This window comes from Rossellomorea vietnamensis, from assembly GCF_008180615.1.
Classification (GTDB): Bacteria; Bacillota; Bacilli; order Bacillales; family Bacillaceae_B; genus Rossellomorea; species Rossellomorea vietnamensis_D.
This window is the reverse complement of record NZ_VTEH01000009.1, coordinates 109508-124819: the sequence shown is the minus strand read 5'-3', so window position 1 is coordinate 124819 and position 15312 is coordinate 109508. Positions and strand designations below refer to the sequence as shown.

General features: G+C 40.4%; 12 protein-coding genes. 10 read left to right on the top strand and 2 right to left on the bottom strand.

Translation table 11 applies throughout. From position 1 onward, the window contains the following. Window positions 1–547 precede the first annotated feature (547 nt). From FZC79_RS12895 to FZC79_RS12875, 5 genes are all read left to right on the top strand, one after another. A complete protein-coding gene (locus FZC79_RS12895; protein ID WP_148947188.1) occupies window positions 548–1753 on the top strand; it encodes an MFS transporter in 1206 nt (401 codons plus the stop codon). Window positions 1754–1967: 214 nt separating this feature from the next. Beyond that, on the top strand, window positions 1968–2576 hold the full coding sequence (locus tag FZC79_RS12890; RefSeq protein ID WP_187442770.1) for a hypothetical protein: 609 nt from the start codon (window positions 1968–1970) through the stop codon (window positions 2574–2576). Between the two features lie 109 nt (window positions 2577–2685). Then, window positions 2686–4104, top strand: a complete 1419-nt coding sequence (locus tag FZC79_RS12885; protein ID WP_148947186.1) for a SpoVR family protein — start codon at window positions 2686–2688, stop codon at window positions 4102–4104. 322 nt (window positions 4105–4426) lie between these two features. Beyond that, complete coding sequence (locus FZC79_RS12880) at window positions 4427–4795, top strand: ArsR/SmtB family transcription factor (RefSeq protein WP_148940985.1); 369 nt, start codon at window positions 4427–4429, stop codon at window positions 4793–4795. Beyond that, window positions 4788–6926 carry a heavy metal translocating P-type ATPase gene (locus FZC79_RS12875; RefSeq protein ID WP_252183323.1) on the top strand — a complete coding sequence of 713 codons (2139 nt, stop codon included), beginning with the start codon at window positions 4788–4790 and terminating at the stop codon, window positions 6924–6926. The genes FZC79_RS12880 and FZC79_RS12875 overlap by 8 nt, the downstream gene beginning before the upstream one ends. Before the next feature lie 210 nt (window positions 6927–7136). On the opposite strand, the gene FZC79_RS12870 is transcribed toward FZC79_RS12875, so the two are convergent. After that, a complete protein-coding gene (locus FZC79_RS12870; RefSeq protein WP_148947185.1) occupies window positions 7137–8051 on the bottom strand; it encodes a GNAT family N-acetyltransferase in 915 nt (304 codons plus the stop codon). 814 nt (window positions 8052–8865) lie between these two features. Then, window positions 8866–10221 (bottom strand): TrkH family potassium uptake protein, encoded by a 1356-nt coding sequence (locus FZC79_RS12865; RefSeq protein ID WP_148947184.1) that lies wholly within the window; start codon window positions 10219–10221, stop codon window positions 8866–8868. A gap of 166 nt (window positions 10222–10387) precedes the next feature. Here FZC79_RS12865 and FZC79_RS12860 point away from each other — a divergent pair, with 166 nt between their 5' ends. From FZC79_RS12860 to FZC79_RS24070, 5 genes are all read left to right on the top strand, one after another. Continuing rightward, window positions 10388–10723, top strand: a complete 336-nt coding sequence (locus FZC79_RS12860) for a hypothetical protein (protein WP_148947183.1) — start codon at window positions 10388–10390, stop codon at window positions 10721–10723. A gap of 359 nt (window positions 10724–11082) precedes the next feature. Continuing rightward, on the top strand, window positions 11083–12285 hold the full coding sequence (locus tag FZC79_RS12855; RefSeq protein WP_148947182.1) for an HD-GYP domain-containing protein: 1203 nt from the start codon (window positions 11083–11085) through the stop codon (window positions 12283–12285). A gap of 124 nt (window positions 12286–12409) precedes the next feature. Continuing rightward, a complete protein-coding gene (locus FZC79_RS12850) occupies window positions 12410–13609 on the top strand; it encodes a hypothetical protein (RefSeq protein ID WP_148947181.1) in 1200 nt (399 codons plus the stop codon). 150 nt (window positions 13610–13759) lie between these two features. Beyond that, window positions 13760–15016: an ATP-binding protein gene (locus tag FZC79_RS12845; protein ID WP_148947180.1), complete on the top strand. Its 1257-nt coding sequence runs from the start codon at window positions 13760–13762 to the stop codon at window positions 15014–15016. A gap of 62 nt (window positions 15017–15078) precedes the next feature. After that, on the top strand, window positions 15079–15279 hold the full coding sequence (locus FZC79_RS24070) for a Fur-regulated basic protein FbpA (protein ID WP_148947179.1): 201 nt from the start codon (window positions 15079–15081) through the stop codon (window positions 15277–15279). Window positions 15280–15312: the final 33 nt, after the last annotated feature.

Here is a 15312-nt window from a genome sequence, read left to right as displayed (position 1 = left end):
TACAAGCGACAGGCGAATTAATACAAAATTTTTGTATACGTACCACACACAGGCACAATAGATGGTTCTTCAAGTCTGTCACAACCAGTTTTTCGTACAGGGTATCTTCAATTAGAAGATCCACCAAAGAGTCTCCGGACTGGCAGTATTGTTAGGCTCATTATGGTCAGACAATTATAAAAGCAGACCTTTATATAGGGTAACGTCTATTTTGATGATAGATGGTGGCGGCGGGAAGCGCCGTCATGGGAGTTTTTCGTAAACTTTGTTGCTATTTAATGCTAATTCCGAGAAATTGATCATTATAATAAAGAATAATCTTGTAATAACGAAAAGAAAAGAGCTGCTCCTCCCTCGATTAGAGAGTAAACACTTAGTATCCGGAGAAAAATCCGGCTCTTGGGATTTTTCCGAAAGCAACAATATATATGCGAAAACAGCCTTTTATACAGAGGTCTTTTAAATTTTCCCCATAAACAGAAAGGAGCCAGTCCCTTGTGATATTCATTCTTTTCTCAAACAACTTCATATTATGTAAGGAGGAAGAATGATGAAAACACGAGCCTTTCGTTATTTATGGATTGGCCAGGCTTTGGCAAACGGAGGAGATGTTTTATTTATTGTCGCGGTCATAGCGGCAGTTTTTAACATTACGGAGTCTGCTTTGATGATGAGTATCATCCCGGTGGTGATTACATTTTCCAGGTTCATAAGCAGTGTGATTGCCCCTCTTATCCTGGACCGGTTTCATTTGAAGAATCTGTTGTTTTACTCACAATGCTTCAAAACCGCATTACTGGTGGTTCTCTCTCTTTTGTTGTTTTTAAAAACAGGAAACCTTTTGGCAGTTTTCCTGCTTGTGTGCTGTGTTGCGTTTTTAGATGGCTGGGCTCTTCCTGCTCGAAATGCGTTTGTTCCTTCCATCGTTAGAAGGGAGGATTTAATGGGCGCAAACGGGTTTCTTTCTACAGTCGATCAGGCGGTTCAGTTTTCTGCATGGGCTTTTGGGGGGATACTAGTTGCTTTTGCAGGAGTAGAGTGGACGCTGGTCCTGACGTCATTCTTATTTCTTGCCAGCAGCTTAATGATGTTCAGCCTGCCGTTGAATAGTGCTGGCATTCCGATGAAACAGGAAAAAGAGCTCAGCTTTGCAGCGAAAATGGCAGAAGGCTGGGGAGATATTTGGAGAAGTTCAAGGTTGAGGAATATCTTCTTTATTTATGCGATTGAATCCGCAGCAACGGTCGTCTGGATTGCCGCAATTCTTTATATCTATGTTGATCAGCAGCTCGGCAGGGGAGAAGAATGGTGGGGCTTTATCAACGGCGCTTTTTTCATCGGACTTATAGCAGCCGGTGTACTGCTGTTAAAGACACACAGGTTTTTCTCAGGAGATATTTACCGCTGGCTTCCGGTGGCACTCTTGTTCACTTCAATGGCCACTTTATTTTTCGGGTTGACCAGCATTGCGCTGCTTTCCCTCATATTTTCAGTGGTTTTCGGTTTCTTTGACGGCATGAAAGTGATTCTCCTGCAGACCGCTGTCCAGCACAGTGTCAGTCCTCAGAGGCTTGGGAAAGTTTTTGCCGCACAGGGAGCTGTGACTACACTTATATTTGGCTTGTTTTCATTGGGAGCTGGTTTTTTTACCGAACAATTCGGAATCGAATCGGTTTTTATAGTTAGTGCGATTTTACTGCTATTGGCTGTTATTCCGGCAGTGCGGCTTAAGGGAAAATTAACAGGAAGTTAAGATTGGGAAGGGTCTCTAAATGGAGGCCCTTTTTTAGTTAGGAGGAGCAGGCGTATTTGACTTTGAAAAATTTGATGAAGCAGCACCGCTTTTAAGCAGCATGGAATTATTAAGTCAAACCTGCATCATGAGTGACACTAGAAGAGAAAAAAAGGGGTTGTGGTGTCCCACGAGAGGACTCTGGGGGACACTAAGAGAGCGAGAAGGGGTTGTGGTGTCCTTCGAGAGGAACCTGAGAGACCAGAGAGAGAAAAAGGGGTCCAGGTGTCCTTCGAGAAGCCCCCGAGAGACATCAGAAGAGAGAAAAGGGGTTGTGGTGTCCTTCGAGAGGAACCCGAGAGACACCAGAGAGAGAAAAAGGGGGTCCAGGTGTCCTTCGAGAAGCCCCCGAGAGACACCAGGGTTGTTGGTGTCCTTCGAGAAGCCCCCGAGAGACACCAGAAGAGAGAAAAAGGGTTGTTGGTGTCCTTCGAGGAGCCCCCGAGAGACACCAGAAGAGAGAAAAAGGGTTGTTGGTGTCCTTCGAGRAGCCCCCGAGAGACACCAGAAGAGAGAAAAAGGGTTGTTGGTGTCCTTCGAGAAGCCCCCGAGAGACACCAGAGAGAGAAAAAGGGGTCCAGGTGTCCTTCGAGAAGCCCTCGAGAGACACCAGAAGAGAGAAAAAGGAGTCCAGGTGTCCCCGCTATCATGCCTGCAGCCGCCTTTTTATAAATATTGGCCCGCCAGCAAAGAACCCATGGAACAGAAACTCAATGCATCAGCAAACTCTTATATTTTCTCCATTTCAGTGAAATTGCCCATAAGTGATCGCCGTTTCTTTTAACCTCACTAATAAGCATTTTATTCTTCTCATGAAACCTTATCCCATTTCATATATTCAAATAAGAGCAGCCAAGGTGACGAGGTGTAAATTTTTACTGGGGGGAACCGGGATGAGAGAAGAGGAACAGAAAGCATTACAGCAGGCAATTGGCGAAATCACGGAAATTGCCAAAGGTTTTGGGCTTGATTTTTATCCGATGCGCTATGAGGTCTGTCCTGCAGATATCATTTATACATTTGGGGCTTATGGGATGCCGACGCGTTTTTCTCATTGGAGCTTCGGAAAACAATATCATAAGATGAAGCTTCACTATGACCTGGGCTTGAGCAAGATATATGAACTCGTCATTAATTCAAATCCTTGTTATGCGTTTTTGCTGGATTCGAACTCACTTATCCAAAACAAGTTGATTGTTGCTCACGTACTGGCTCACTGTGATTTTTTCAAAAATAATGTCAGGTTTCAGAATACAAAGAGAGATATGGTTGAAAGTATGGCAGCGACGGCGGACAGAATCCGGCAATATGAAATTGAGCATGGAAAAAAAGAAGTTGAAACCTTTCTTGATGCAGTTCTTGCCATTGACGAGCATATTGATCCTTCCTTGATGCGGCCAAAGCTGGCTTGGAGTATGGAGGATGTAGAGTGGGAGAAAGAGGAGGTTGCTTCCATCACACCATACGATGACTTATGGTCTCTGGATGAAGGACCGAATAAAGAGAGAAAACAACGAAGGAAAGTGAAAAAGAAATTTCCGCCGCAGCCAGAGAAGGATATATTGCTTTTCATTGAGCAATTCAGTCGTGAACTTGCTGATTGGCAGCGTGATATCCTCACCATGATGAGGGAGGAAATGCTTTATTTCTGGCCTCAGCTGGAAACGAAGATCATGAATGAAGGCTGGGCCTCCTATTGGCATCAAAGAATTATAAGAGAAATGGACTTGACCAGCGGTGAATCCATAGAATTCGCCAAGTTGAATGCCGGAGTGGTGCAGCCTTCGAAAACAAGCATCAACCCATACTATCTGGGCTTGAAGATTTTTGAAGATATTGAGGAGCGTTACAATAATCCAACCGAGGCAATGATCAAACGAGGCGAAAAGCCTGGATCCGGCAGGGAAAAAATGTTCGAGGTCAGAGAAATTGAATCGGATATTTCCTTCCTGCGCAACTATTTGACCAAGGACCTGGTAATGCGGGAGGATATGTATCTTTTCCAGAAACAGGGTAAGGACTATAAGATTGTCGATAAAGAATGGAAAGAAGTCCGGGACCAGCTTGTGGGAATGCGGGTGAACGGAGGGTTTCCGTTCATTACCGTAAATGACGGTGACTATATGAAAAATGGTGAGCTCTATCTGAAGCATTGGTATGAGGGCATAGAACTGGACATTAAATATCTTGAGAAGGTGCTCCCATATGTCCATCAGCTTTGGGGCAGGCCCGTTCACATCGAAACTCAGGTAGAAAACAAGCAGATGCTGTTCACTTATGAAGGACGTAATGTACAAAGGAAATACCTTTAATACGTTAAAGCGCTGCCAGGGACAGTCCCTCTTAATACGTTAAAGGGCTGAAGCGCTACTAATCCTGTTGCGGTGGGATAAGGGGGACAGCTAAGAGCTGCTAACCGGAATAATTAAGAAAATACTAAAGAACCTTCCTAAAACGGGACGGTTCTTTTTAGTTTGTTCATACTTTATTGTGTTAACGGGAGATCATACTAAGAGGGACAGCCCACTTCAGCACGTCGGTGGGTTACAGCACAAATTGTAGAATGTTTTGACAGATTTCTTGAACTTACATATACTAATATTCAAATGAACGTTTGATTGATGGGGTGAAGAGATGAAACAGAAAGATGTTTGTGAAGTGAATTGTTTTGAAAGTGAGAAAGCGGCTTCCATCCAAGAGGAGCTTGCGGAAACCAATACAAACGGTGCGGCAAAAATATTTAAAGCATTATCGGATGATACTAGAATGAAGATCGCTTATGCCCTCAGTCTTGAAAAAGAGTTGTGTGTCTGTGATGTAGCCCAAATTGTCGGGGCAACCACGGCTACTGCCTCTCATCACCTAAGGCTGCTTCGTAATATGGGGCTTGCAAAATATCGCAAAGAGGGAAAATTGGTGTATTATTCCCTGGATGATGACCATGTCAGAAGCCTGATAAGCATTGCCATCACCCATCATAAGGAGGTGGAACAACGTGGCTGAAGGTTTGGTAAAGACAGCAGATAAAACGACCTACCGCGTTCAGGGCTTTTCCTGAGCAGGCTGTGCCGCAAAGTTCGAAAAGAACGTGAAGCACCTGGATGGTGTTTCTGAAGCAAATGTTAATTTTGGAGCATCTAAGCTCACTGTCTATGGAGATACAACCATTGAAGAACTTGAAAAAGCAGGAGCGTTTGAAGGTCTTAAACTGATCCCTGAAAACCAGCGTTTTACAAATGAAGATAAACAGCCCTTCATCCAAAAATACGGAAATGTTCTGCTTTCGGTCGTCTTTTTGATTATGGGCTGGTCGCTTGGACAATTTTACGGTGAAGAAAGCATTTTGTCGGTCCTGGCTTATCTGGCTTCCATTGCCATTGGAGGCTATCGCCTTTTTACAACGGGCCTGAAAAATTTAATGCGTCTCGAATTCGATATGAGGACGCTCATGACGATTGCCATAATCGGAGCTGCGTTTATTGGCGAATGGGGAGAAGGGGCAACGGTTGTCATTCTGTTTGCCATCAGTGAAGTCCTGGAATCCTATTCGATGGATAAGGCGCGGCAGTCCATTCGCTCTCTGATGGATATTGCCCCAAAAGAAGCGTTGATTAAAAGGAATGGAAGGGAAATGCAGGTTGAAATAGATGATATCCGAATCGGGGATATCATGATTGTGAAGCCTGGGCAGAAGCTCGCGATGGATGGAATAGTTGAAAAAGGTGTTTCCGCAGTCAACCAGGCTGCCATTACAGGGGAATCAGTTCCGGTAACCAAGCAGCAAAATGATGAGGTGTACGCCGGCACCTTGAATGAAGAAGGGTTGCTTGAAGTCAGAGTGACAAAGCTTGCTGAGGATACCACAATAGCGAAAATCATTCATCTGGTTGAAGAGGCTCAGGCTGAGCGGGCTCCATCACAGGCATTCGTCGACCGTTTTGCAAAATACTATACACCCGCAGTGATTTTGGTCGCCATCCTTACAGCTGTTATTCCTCCGTTACTGTTCAATGCTGAATGGAGCGAGTGGGTTTATCAGGGTCTCGCTGTCCTCGTAGTCGGCTGTCCGTGTGCGCTGGTCATTTCAACACCGGTTTCTATAGTTACGGCCATCGGAAATGCTGCCCGGAACGGGGTCTTGATTAAAGGCGGAATTTATTTAGAAGAAATGGGTGCTTTGAAAGCCATCGCTTTTGATAAAACAGGAACTCTTACAAAAGGCCGGCCTGCGGTCACAGAGTTCATTTCTTTTAAGGAAGAAAAAAGGAATGAATACCTGAAACTGATCGCTGCCCTTGAAAATGGCTCACAACATCCTCTCGCCTCCGCGATTATGAAGCAGGCCGAAGAGGAAAAGGCTGATTACCAATCGGTAGAGGTGGAAGAATTCACTTCTGTTACAGGAAAAGGAATTCAAGGAAAAATCGGTTTTACAAGCTATTATGCAGGAAGCCCTGCTTTTATGGAGGAAGTCAGGGACTATCCACTCTCAGAAGACATAAAAAGGACTATAGCGAATCTCCAAAATGAAGGGCAAACAGTCATTGTATTAGGTACAAAAGAAGAAGTCCTCGCATTGGCGGCTGTCGCTGACGAAATCAGGGAGAGCAGCTCAGAAGTCGTTGAAAAGCTTTATAAGCTGGGAATAAATAAAACCATTATGCTGACTGGAGATAATAGAGGAACAGCAGCAGCCATTGCCAAACGAACCAATATTAGTGACACAGCAGCGGAATTACTGCCTCAGGAAAAGCTGGCGTATATTAAAGAACTTCGTGAGAGCTACGGGAAGGTTGCAATGGTCGGGGATGGAGTGAACGACGCACCTGCCCTGGCGGCTTCTTCTGTAGGCATCGCCATGGGTGGAGCGGGCACCGATACAGCATTGGAGACGGCAGATATAGCCTTGATGGGGGACGATTTAAGAAAACTGCCCTTTACGGTAAAACTCAGCCGTAAGGCCCTGTTCATTATCAAACAAAATATCGCCTTTTCTTTAGGTATCAAACTGCTTGCGCTTCTCCTGGTCATTCCAGGATGGCTCACCCTTTGGATTGCGATATTCGCCGATATGGGAGCTACTTTAATTGTGACGTTAAATGGGCTGAGACTCCTCAGGGTCAAAGATAAATAAAGAAATGGCTGGTTTCGGTTTTGATGGGGTGCTGATTCTATAGTGAATTGGCGCTCTTTTTCTTTGTATAAAAGAGGTCACTTCTGAGACGGATTATCTCTTTGCTTTAAATATATATCTTTGCATACAAAAAGGTCAGAGCCTTAAGCTGCTGACCGTAAAGTTTACTTCAGGAAGCTCCACTCAGTTTAACGGCCATTTAGGACTAAATTATACTAAGTACATATCCGATATTGATTTATTTCTGATGAATCCCATGGCCTCGTAAAGCTTAATCGCTGAATTTCCTTTTATGACGGCCAAGCGTGCAGCTGGATATCCTTTGCTCGATATGTTTATAGAATGGGTTAACAAGAACCCTCCCAGCCCCCTGCGTTGATGTTCAGGATCCACAGCTAAACTCATGATCAGAGGATAATCTTCAAATTCCATGTGGAGGCACACACCAACTAGTTTGTTAGTATTCTGATCTATGATCACTCTTGAACACTCATCCATGATAGTATTGCTTTGATATTTTTCAATGAATTCCTTTATATGTTGAATATAATCCTCTTTGGAACCAATTTGTTTATAAGCAGGATTCGCTTGATAGGATTTCATAATTAAACAGGCTATATCATTCGTGTCTTCGGGTGCAACCGGTTTTGAAAGATATCCTTCAGGAAGCACAGGCACTAGAGGTTGTGTTGGACGAATCATCCAATAATTAGTTTCTTGAACCCGGCATCCATTTTGCTCGAAAGCTGCTGTGTGTTCTTCTATTATATCTCTCAGAATGATTTTCTCGTCAGTCTTCGATACCTTTTTTAAATAGTTTAAAAGCCTGTGTACTAATCCCTCATAATCCTCATAGGGAGGCACCACAAACAAATCTGACATGAAATTCGGCTTTAGGAATACACCGCCAATGATCTCTTCATCCTTCATGATAAAGTACCCGCAGTCAAAAATGGAGGCAATTTCTAACATTGTTTCCGGAGACCTTCTAAAAAAGTAGTCTGCATATTTTTGGCCATAATAAACGGAATAGTATCGTAAGTATTCTTTAGGTTCTTGATAAACTAATGTAATTCCATCTTCTAATGAGATCAGTTCCTTCATGGCTGCAACTTGTTCACTCATACTGTTCTCCTCTTCTTCGATTACTCTGTACTTTAACTGAGTAATCGCTTTTTTCTATATTTTAACATAACTTTCCATTCTTCTTTCTCTAAAATCAGTCAGCGGTAATATTGATCTCATAAAAAAAGCAGTGGGCTGGAGCCACTTAAAAGACTCTAAAGCTAATGGGATAAACAGATAACACATTCAGTGGGTTGTAGAAATAAAGTCACTCTTTCTTCTCATTTATGATTTTTGCAACATTAGCCTGCCAGGCCTGGGGAGGTGCTTTCTCAACTAGTCGAGGGAAAGATGCGGATTCAAGGGTCTGAAGAAGTGACCACCGGTATCGAACAGCCAGTTTCAATACTTAAGCTAGTTATATAGAGGGAAAAGTTCCCCTTATTTGCTGAAAAGTATGAGAAAACAGCTTAAATAGAGGGAAAAAATCCCCTTATTTGACTTACTACATTAGAAAATAGGTGCTGTTTCTTCTCATAAGGGGAAAAACTCCCTCTATTTACTGCAACTTGAGGTTAGAAATTGTAATTAACGGGAAAAACTCCCCTTATTTTATCGCTGTACTTAATTAAGAAAATAACAAGCTGCTTTCGCTGTAAAGCCCGCTTCACCGTGCGCCAGCCGAGTGGAGTCTTGCATCTTAAACGGAAACCAACACTTTTAATAGTACCTGACTAGAAAAAGGCAGAACCGTTCTTTGAATTGAACGGTTCTGCCTTTTAGATTTTTGATTGGACTTTTTCAGTGGCAACGACTGGGTCCACTGCTTTTTAAGGTTGAACCTATTGAAATGATTTCATTGATACATAGATTTTTACCCGATGATGACTTTTTCTTTAGGATAATTATACAAAGTTTCTTTCTGCTTAATGCCCAGGATAACGAGGAAAGTAAGAAGTCCGATTCTTCCGATAAACATCAGGGCCATTATGATGAGTTTGCCGATAACGGTTAAATCAGGAGTAATGCCCATTGATAGTCCAACGGTTCCGAATGCTGAACAAATTTCAAATAAAATTTCCAGGAATGAGTGAGACTCGGTAATCGACAGAATGATAAGAGACCCGGCACACATAAAGCTGGCAAGTAATGTTACTGCCAATGATTTAATCACATCAGCCTGATCCAGCTCCCTGCGGAAAACCTTAATCGTTGACCTGCCTCTTGCAAAGTTGATAAGAAAAAGAATATTAATGGCAAATGTCGTGGTCCTTATTCCGCCTCCAACTGAACTTGGGGAAGCACCAATGAACATCAACATACAGAGAATGATGAGGGTGGGCTCCGAAAATTGGCTGACATCCATGGTTGCCAGTCCTCCGCTTCGTGTAGTTGTGGATTGGAAAAACGCATAGAAAAAAGATTTATGCCACGACATACCTTGGAAAAAACGATTGAACTCAATAACAAGAATCAGAATCGTTCCCACAACCATTAGAGAAAAGAAGGTAACGGTCGTCAACTTGGTATAAAGAGAAAAGTGGAACCTTACCCGCTTGTCATTATTATTCATAAGAAAATCCTTTAATTCAATGAGAACAGGGAATCCTATGGCTCCCAGGGTGATTAAGATGATATTGACACACTGAACAAAATAATCATCTGCATATGGAATGAGCGACTGTCCGGTGATGTCGAAACCGCCATTGGTTGTAGCACTGACACTGGCGAAGAGGCCATGCAGATACGCATCCTGCCAGACAGGATAATACTTTAGAAAATATGTACCTAGTATAAGAGCACCGACAGATTCGATTAATAGGATGATTAACAGGATTTGCTTCATTAAGTTGACTAAGCCGGAAAGGTTAGATTGATTTTGATCGGTCATTATTAACCGGCGTTCTTTCAAACCAATTTTTTTCCCTATGATCAGCCATAGGAAGGTTCCAAGGGTCATAATTCCGATGCCGCCGATTTGCAGTATGAATATCAGGATGAAGATGCCTGCCGTACTGAAGGTATCTACTATCTGAATAACAGTAAGCCCTGTGACACTTATGGCGCTTACTGCGGTAAACATAATATCAATGAAACTTAAGTCTACACCCGGCTGGGCAGTGATAGGCAGACTAAGTAATAGGATTGAAATTCCGACTGCCGCACAATAGAAAACTACAATTAACTGGGCAGGAGATAGTTTATCAATTCTATCTTTTAAACTGGACATAAGAAAATTCTCCTTTAGGGATAATAGCTATTTAACACTATACCACATGGTACAGGGAGGTAAAATACAAAAAAAATATATTGGAATTTAATTCCTACTCAAAATTGATGATCTTATGGTACAATCTTAAGAATGAACAATGGTATTTGTTGAAAGGAGCATTAAAATGGCAAACGTCTTTAACAATTCTACAGTGATTGCTATTATTATTGCTTTTTCCGTGTATTTTATCATCAGGGGAATTGCAATCTTCTTAGGAAAAGCAGGCAAAGGTTATATGGAGAAAAGAAACTTGACTACCGAAAAACTGTTCTTCCATCTGATTGGAAGTTATTATATTTTTACAGGTTTATTAGGACTGTTCATTCCTAAGCTAGAATGGAAAACTGAAGATATCTACTACTCAATTGGAATTTACGCTTTGGTCTCTGTTTTCTTCTGGCTCGCCATCGACTTCTTAATGAAGAGGAACAGCAATATAGAGCAAAAACTTGCGGATTGATGAAAAGGCCCTGACTCAGAGGGCCTTTTTTTATTATAGAAAAGTTCAGCTCATCTAGAGGGAGAGTAGTACTATAGTCTCTTTTTGAAGGACTTCTATTCAGCACGCTGAAAATGAACCGATATACAGAATAGAAAAGAATAGAAATTTACCTTCGCTAAAAATGAATATTTTACTCGATTTATACCCGAGTAAGCGCTAATTAGCCTTGTTAATATCAGCTATTGGGAAAATTCACCTTAAATAAGCAAAATAAACTATTCCCCGGATGGGACTTTTGCTATAGAATGAAAATTGTCGAATGACGACAATTGAGCGCTTTTTAAACATAATTCTATTTACAGCAAGTGAGGCCTGCCATGTTAAAAAATATAAAAGATTCGACTTTGATTTTTGAAGAAAAAAGGACACTAAAATGGTTTTTAGTTTTGTTTTTTACTATTTCGATTTTGTATGACGGATTCTTCTATTTTTTTAATCCATTTGTTACAGATGGTGAAATTGGATTTAAATCGAGTTTTGGATATATTCTCTACATAATTTTACTTCTATTGATTCCTGTACTGCTGGTGGTTTATAAACATAACCAACATAGAATCAAGTATGCTTTTGTAATCAGCTATATGGTTCTTAATTTAGTCAATGATTTAACAATCTATGGCGGAAGCGGGATTGAATATACAAGCGGAAATGTGGTTGAACTATTTTTGATTGTATTTTCGCCTATCTTTGTCAGTGAACTATTTTTCCTGGTCATCACTGGGTCTGTTATTTTGAAATACGTAACAGTAGCTTTTTTTATTCATGATATGAAGGTGATTTTTCCGGCTATTCTTACTTTGGTGATTTCCTCCATGGCTTACCTGTTATTGAAAAGAATTCTTGGGTATGTGAGTGCGATAAAAACATCATATAATAAGCAGTTGGAAGCTATAGTGAAAGGTATAATAGCTACGCTGGAACTAAAAGACCCTTATACTAAAGGACATAGTGAGAGAGTAGCGAACTATGCTCTTATATTGGCGAAAAAGATGGGGAATTTCACGCAAGAAGAATTGAATTCATTTTACTATGCTTGTTTGCTTCATGATATTGGGAAAATTAATATACCCGATCATATCCTTAGGAAGCCTGGCAGATTAACTAAAGAAGAGTTTGATATTGTAAAAACTCATCCAGTAGTCGGGACTAAGGCAGTTGAAAAAGTTGAAAATTTAAATGATAGTTCAGGCGTCATTCTCTCTCATCATGAAAGGTGGGATGGAAAGGGATATCCTGAAGGATTACAAGGGATGGATATTCCAATCTTGGCAAGAGTCACAGCAATCGCCGATGCTTTTGATGCAATGACATCGACGAGGTCATACAGGGAAGCATTGCCAGTTGGAACTGCATTTAATAGAATTCTTGAAGGGAAGGGCACACAGTTTGACCCTGATCTTATTGATATATTTAAAGAAGTCTTTACTGAATGGGTTTTACTTCATGAGCACTATCAGACATCAAGCGACCTAATCCTGAATTCAAGAATCAATACACAAGAGAGTGAGGTGAGATTATGAAAATCAGAAAGCTGAATAAGTTGAAGCTGACTTGCTGGTGGTGCTATTTATGGAAAGCTTGATGTGGAAAGAGAGACTTGGATCTATTCAGTCTCTCTTTTTTTAGGGAGGATTGGCTAAAGCGATGAATAAACAAAGCATAATAACTTTAGTTCCATATGATGCAAAGAAAGATAGGAAAAACTTTATTGTTCAGAATAAAATGACACACGAATATTTTGAGATGCCTGCTCTTGCAGTAAGTGTTATAAGGCTGTTATCAGAAGGAAATTCAATTAAAATTGTTCAAGAAAAACTGGAAGATGAATTAAGAAAAGAAAATACAAGCGTTATGGAATTTATGGAAGTTTTAATAGAAATGAACTTTATTGTTAAAATCGATGATGAAGATATCAAGATATCTCCGGCTGTGGAAAAGGTCCCAGCCCAATTTTTGTGGATTCCTCCTATGGCAGGAAAGGTGTTTTTTAACAGAGTTTCAGTCATAATTTACTTTTTCTTATTCCTTCTTACCATTATTTTATTTATGAAGTTCCCCGCTTTAATTCCTGTTTACCAGGACCTGTTTTTATATGACTTAAATATGGTCAATATTCTCTCGGTTGCTTTAATATCTCTTCCGTTTGTACTTATCCATGAAGCCGGGCATATACTTGCCATCAGGTCTAGAAACCTCCCTGCTCGATTGGAAATAGGGACCAGGCTGTTTTTTATTGTTTTGCAAACTGATTTAAGCGAAGCTTGGCAGCTTTCCCCTAAAAATAGAACCACATTATACCTTGCAGGCATATGCTTTGATATAGCAGTATTATTTACTTGCTTAATTCTTCAACTGTTTTTTTATGAAATGGAACTCATAACAGGGGTACTTCGTCTAATAAGTCTAACAACCATTTTAAGACTTTTATATCAGGTCTGTTTTTTTATGAAGACTGATTTGTATTATGTATTGGAAAATCTGACCGGTGTGTATAATCTCATGGAAAATTCGAAAGCTTATCTAATAAATAAGATGCCATGGGTACAGAAACATGAGGAAGAAGAGGTTTACGAAGGTGAAGAATGGTTAGTAAAATCGTATAGTTTGTTATATGTTTTTGGAACTGTAATTATGTTCGGACTATTAGCTGTTTATTCTATTCCGCAACTAATTTTCATAGTAAACATAATGTTTATGAATATAAAACAGCCTGTAACAGCAGTTGAATTCTGGGATGGTTTTTTTGTTTTGCTGCCGTTTTTAGCGTTCTCTTCATTCCTCGCTGTTTCATGGTACAAAAAATTTACCAGCACTAAGGAGCCAAATGAAAATAACGCTTCCTAGAAAAACTTTAAAATGAGACACTCTTTTGTTAAAAACGATAATATTCTACATAATTCTACAACAATTTACATTGAGTCTTTTTTACTATATCATTATTTGTGATAGTCCATTAAAGTCATTCTAGCATGAATGAAATTAGAGGAGTAAACAATGAACAAACAAAAGCAATCCAATAAATCCTTCTTCTTAGAAGGCGAAGAAATCAAAGCCTTAAGACTTTTTTTGGCGTTGTTCTATATTTGCCTGATTATATATGATGTATTTTATTATTATTTACTCCCATATTTAAGTGAAAGAAATAGTTTTGGTTTACCTGACGGGGGGCTTGGTTTTTGGTACCATCTGATTTTTATTTTATTTCTCCCTATCTCCATGTATCTTAATAAGATCGGAAAAATCTTTGCAGTAAAGTACTTTTATCTATTTGGTTTTCTTACTGTGGATATTGTGAATAATATCTTGATTCAATTAGAAAATTCTAATAGTGTTTTGGGGATTGGAAATGCAGTTGAGTTAGTATTTATACTTTTTTCCCCGTTATTCATCAACAAGCGTTTCTTTTGGTATACTTCTGCAGGCTTTATTTTCAAGTATGCTCTGTTGGCGGTTATTTTCCAACACGGAAGTATGGTATTAGCTATTTTTCTTTACGGTATTTTTTCTCTTATATCATTTATCATTCTCAATCGTTATATATCCAATATGAAGACACGAATTAAAATGAACGACGAACTCCGCCATGCCGAAAAACTCGCAGCTGTCGGAAGGTTCGCTACATCAATCAGCCACGAGGTCAGAAATCCCTTGGCATCGTTGAAAGGCTTCACTCAGCTGCAGCATGAGAAGCATCCTGAAGACGGCGAGTACTATACGATTATGACGAATGAGATAGAGCGGATTTCCTCTTTGCTTGATGATTTGTTGGTTATCGGGAAGCCAAAAGGGATGAATTTCGAGATGCAGGATATCAATGAGGTCATTGATTATGTCTTGAAAGTAATGGACAGTGATGCCAAAAATCAGGATGTCAGCTTCTTCAGAGAGACGGATTCAGATCTACCTATGCTGGAGTGCGATGCTAAACATGTCAAACAGGTTTTGATTAACCTGATTAAAAATGGTATGGAGGCTATGCCTTTTGGCGGAGAGGTTGCCATTAAAGCAGAAATGCCGAATTCAGAGATGATCAAGCTGACAATAAAAGATGGAGGACAGGGAATTTCTAAAGAAAACCTGGCCCACCTCGGTACACCTTTTCATACGACTAAATCGGATGGAACCGGCCTGGGTTTAATGGTAAGTTTTAAGATTATTGAAGAACATCATGGGTCTATCCAGTATGAAAGTGAAGAAGGGAAGGGGACCATTGTATCGGTAAGCCTGCCAGTCAAACAGCCAAACTATTAAAAATTTCTTCCTGAGGTTAGAAAATATGAAAAGCGGGTATACTCTCTTCGGAGGGATTAACCGTGCAGCAAAGAAAATTAAGTTCTACAGAAGATTTTTATATTAAACAACTACTTCGAATTGGAATTTATAAAGTATCCGATAAACAGCTCTATGAGTTGAGTAAAAATGAACTGCAAAAAGAGTATCTTTCACACTATGTGGAGAAGTCGATCACCAAGGTTCTCGGTGACAATGAATTAAGCGGCGAAAGGTATGTATAAAAAAGAATCCTGCTTCTATGCGCAGGATTCTTT

Bases quoted from the DNA above. Each gene is read 5' to 3' on its own strand.
- FZC79_RS12885 (WP_148947186.1), top strand. From the start codon at position 2,686: ATGAGAGAAGAGGAACAGAAAGCATTACAGCAGGCAATTGGCGAAATC.
- FZC79_RS12850 (WP_148947181.1), top strand. From the start codon at position 12,410: ATGAATAAACAAAGCATAATAACTTTAGTTCCATATGATGCAAAGAAA.
- FZC79_RS12895 (WP_148947188.1), top strand. From the start codon at position 548: ATGATGAAAACACGAGCCTTTCGTTATTTATGGATTGGCCAGGCTTTG.
- FZC79_RS12860 (WP_148947183.1), top strand. From the start codon at position 10,388: ATGGCAAACGTCTTTAACAATTCTACAGTGATTGCTATTATTATTGCT.
- FZC79_RS12855 (WP_148947182.1), top strand. From the start codon at position 11,083: ATGTTAAAAAATATAAAAGATTCGACTTTGATTTTTGAAGAAAAAAGG.
- FZC79_RS12870 (WP_148947185.1), bottom strand. From the start codon at position 8,051: ATGAGTGAACAAGTTGCAGCCATGAAGGAACTGATCTCATTAGAAGAT.
- FZC79_RS12845 (WP_148947180.1), top strand. From the start codon at position 13,760: ATGAACAAACAAAAGCAATCCAATAAATCCTTCTTCTTAGAAGGCGAA.
- FZC79_RS12880 (WP_148940985.1), top strand. From the start codon at position 4,427: ATGAAACAGAAAGATGTTTGTGAAGTGAATTGTTTTGAAAGTGAGAAA.
- FZC79_RS12865 (WP_148947184.1), bottom strand. From the start codon at position 10,221: ATGTCCAGTTTAAAAGATAGAATTGATAAACTATCTCCTGCCCAGTTA.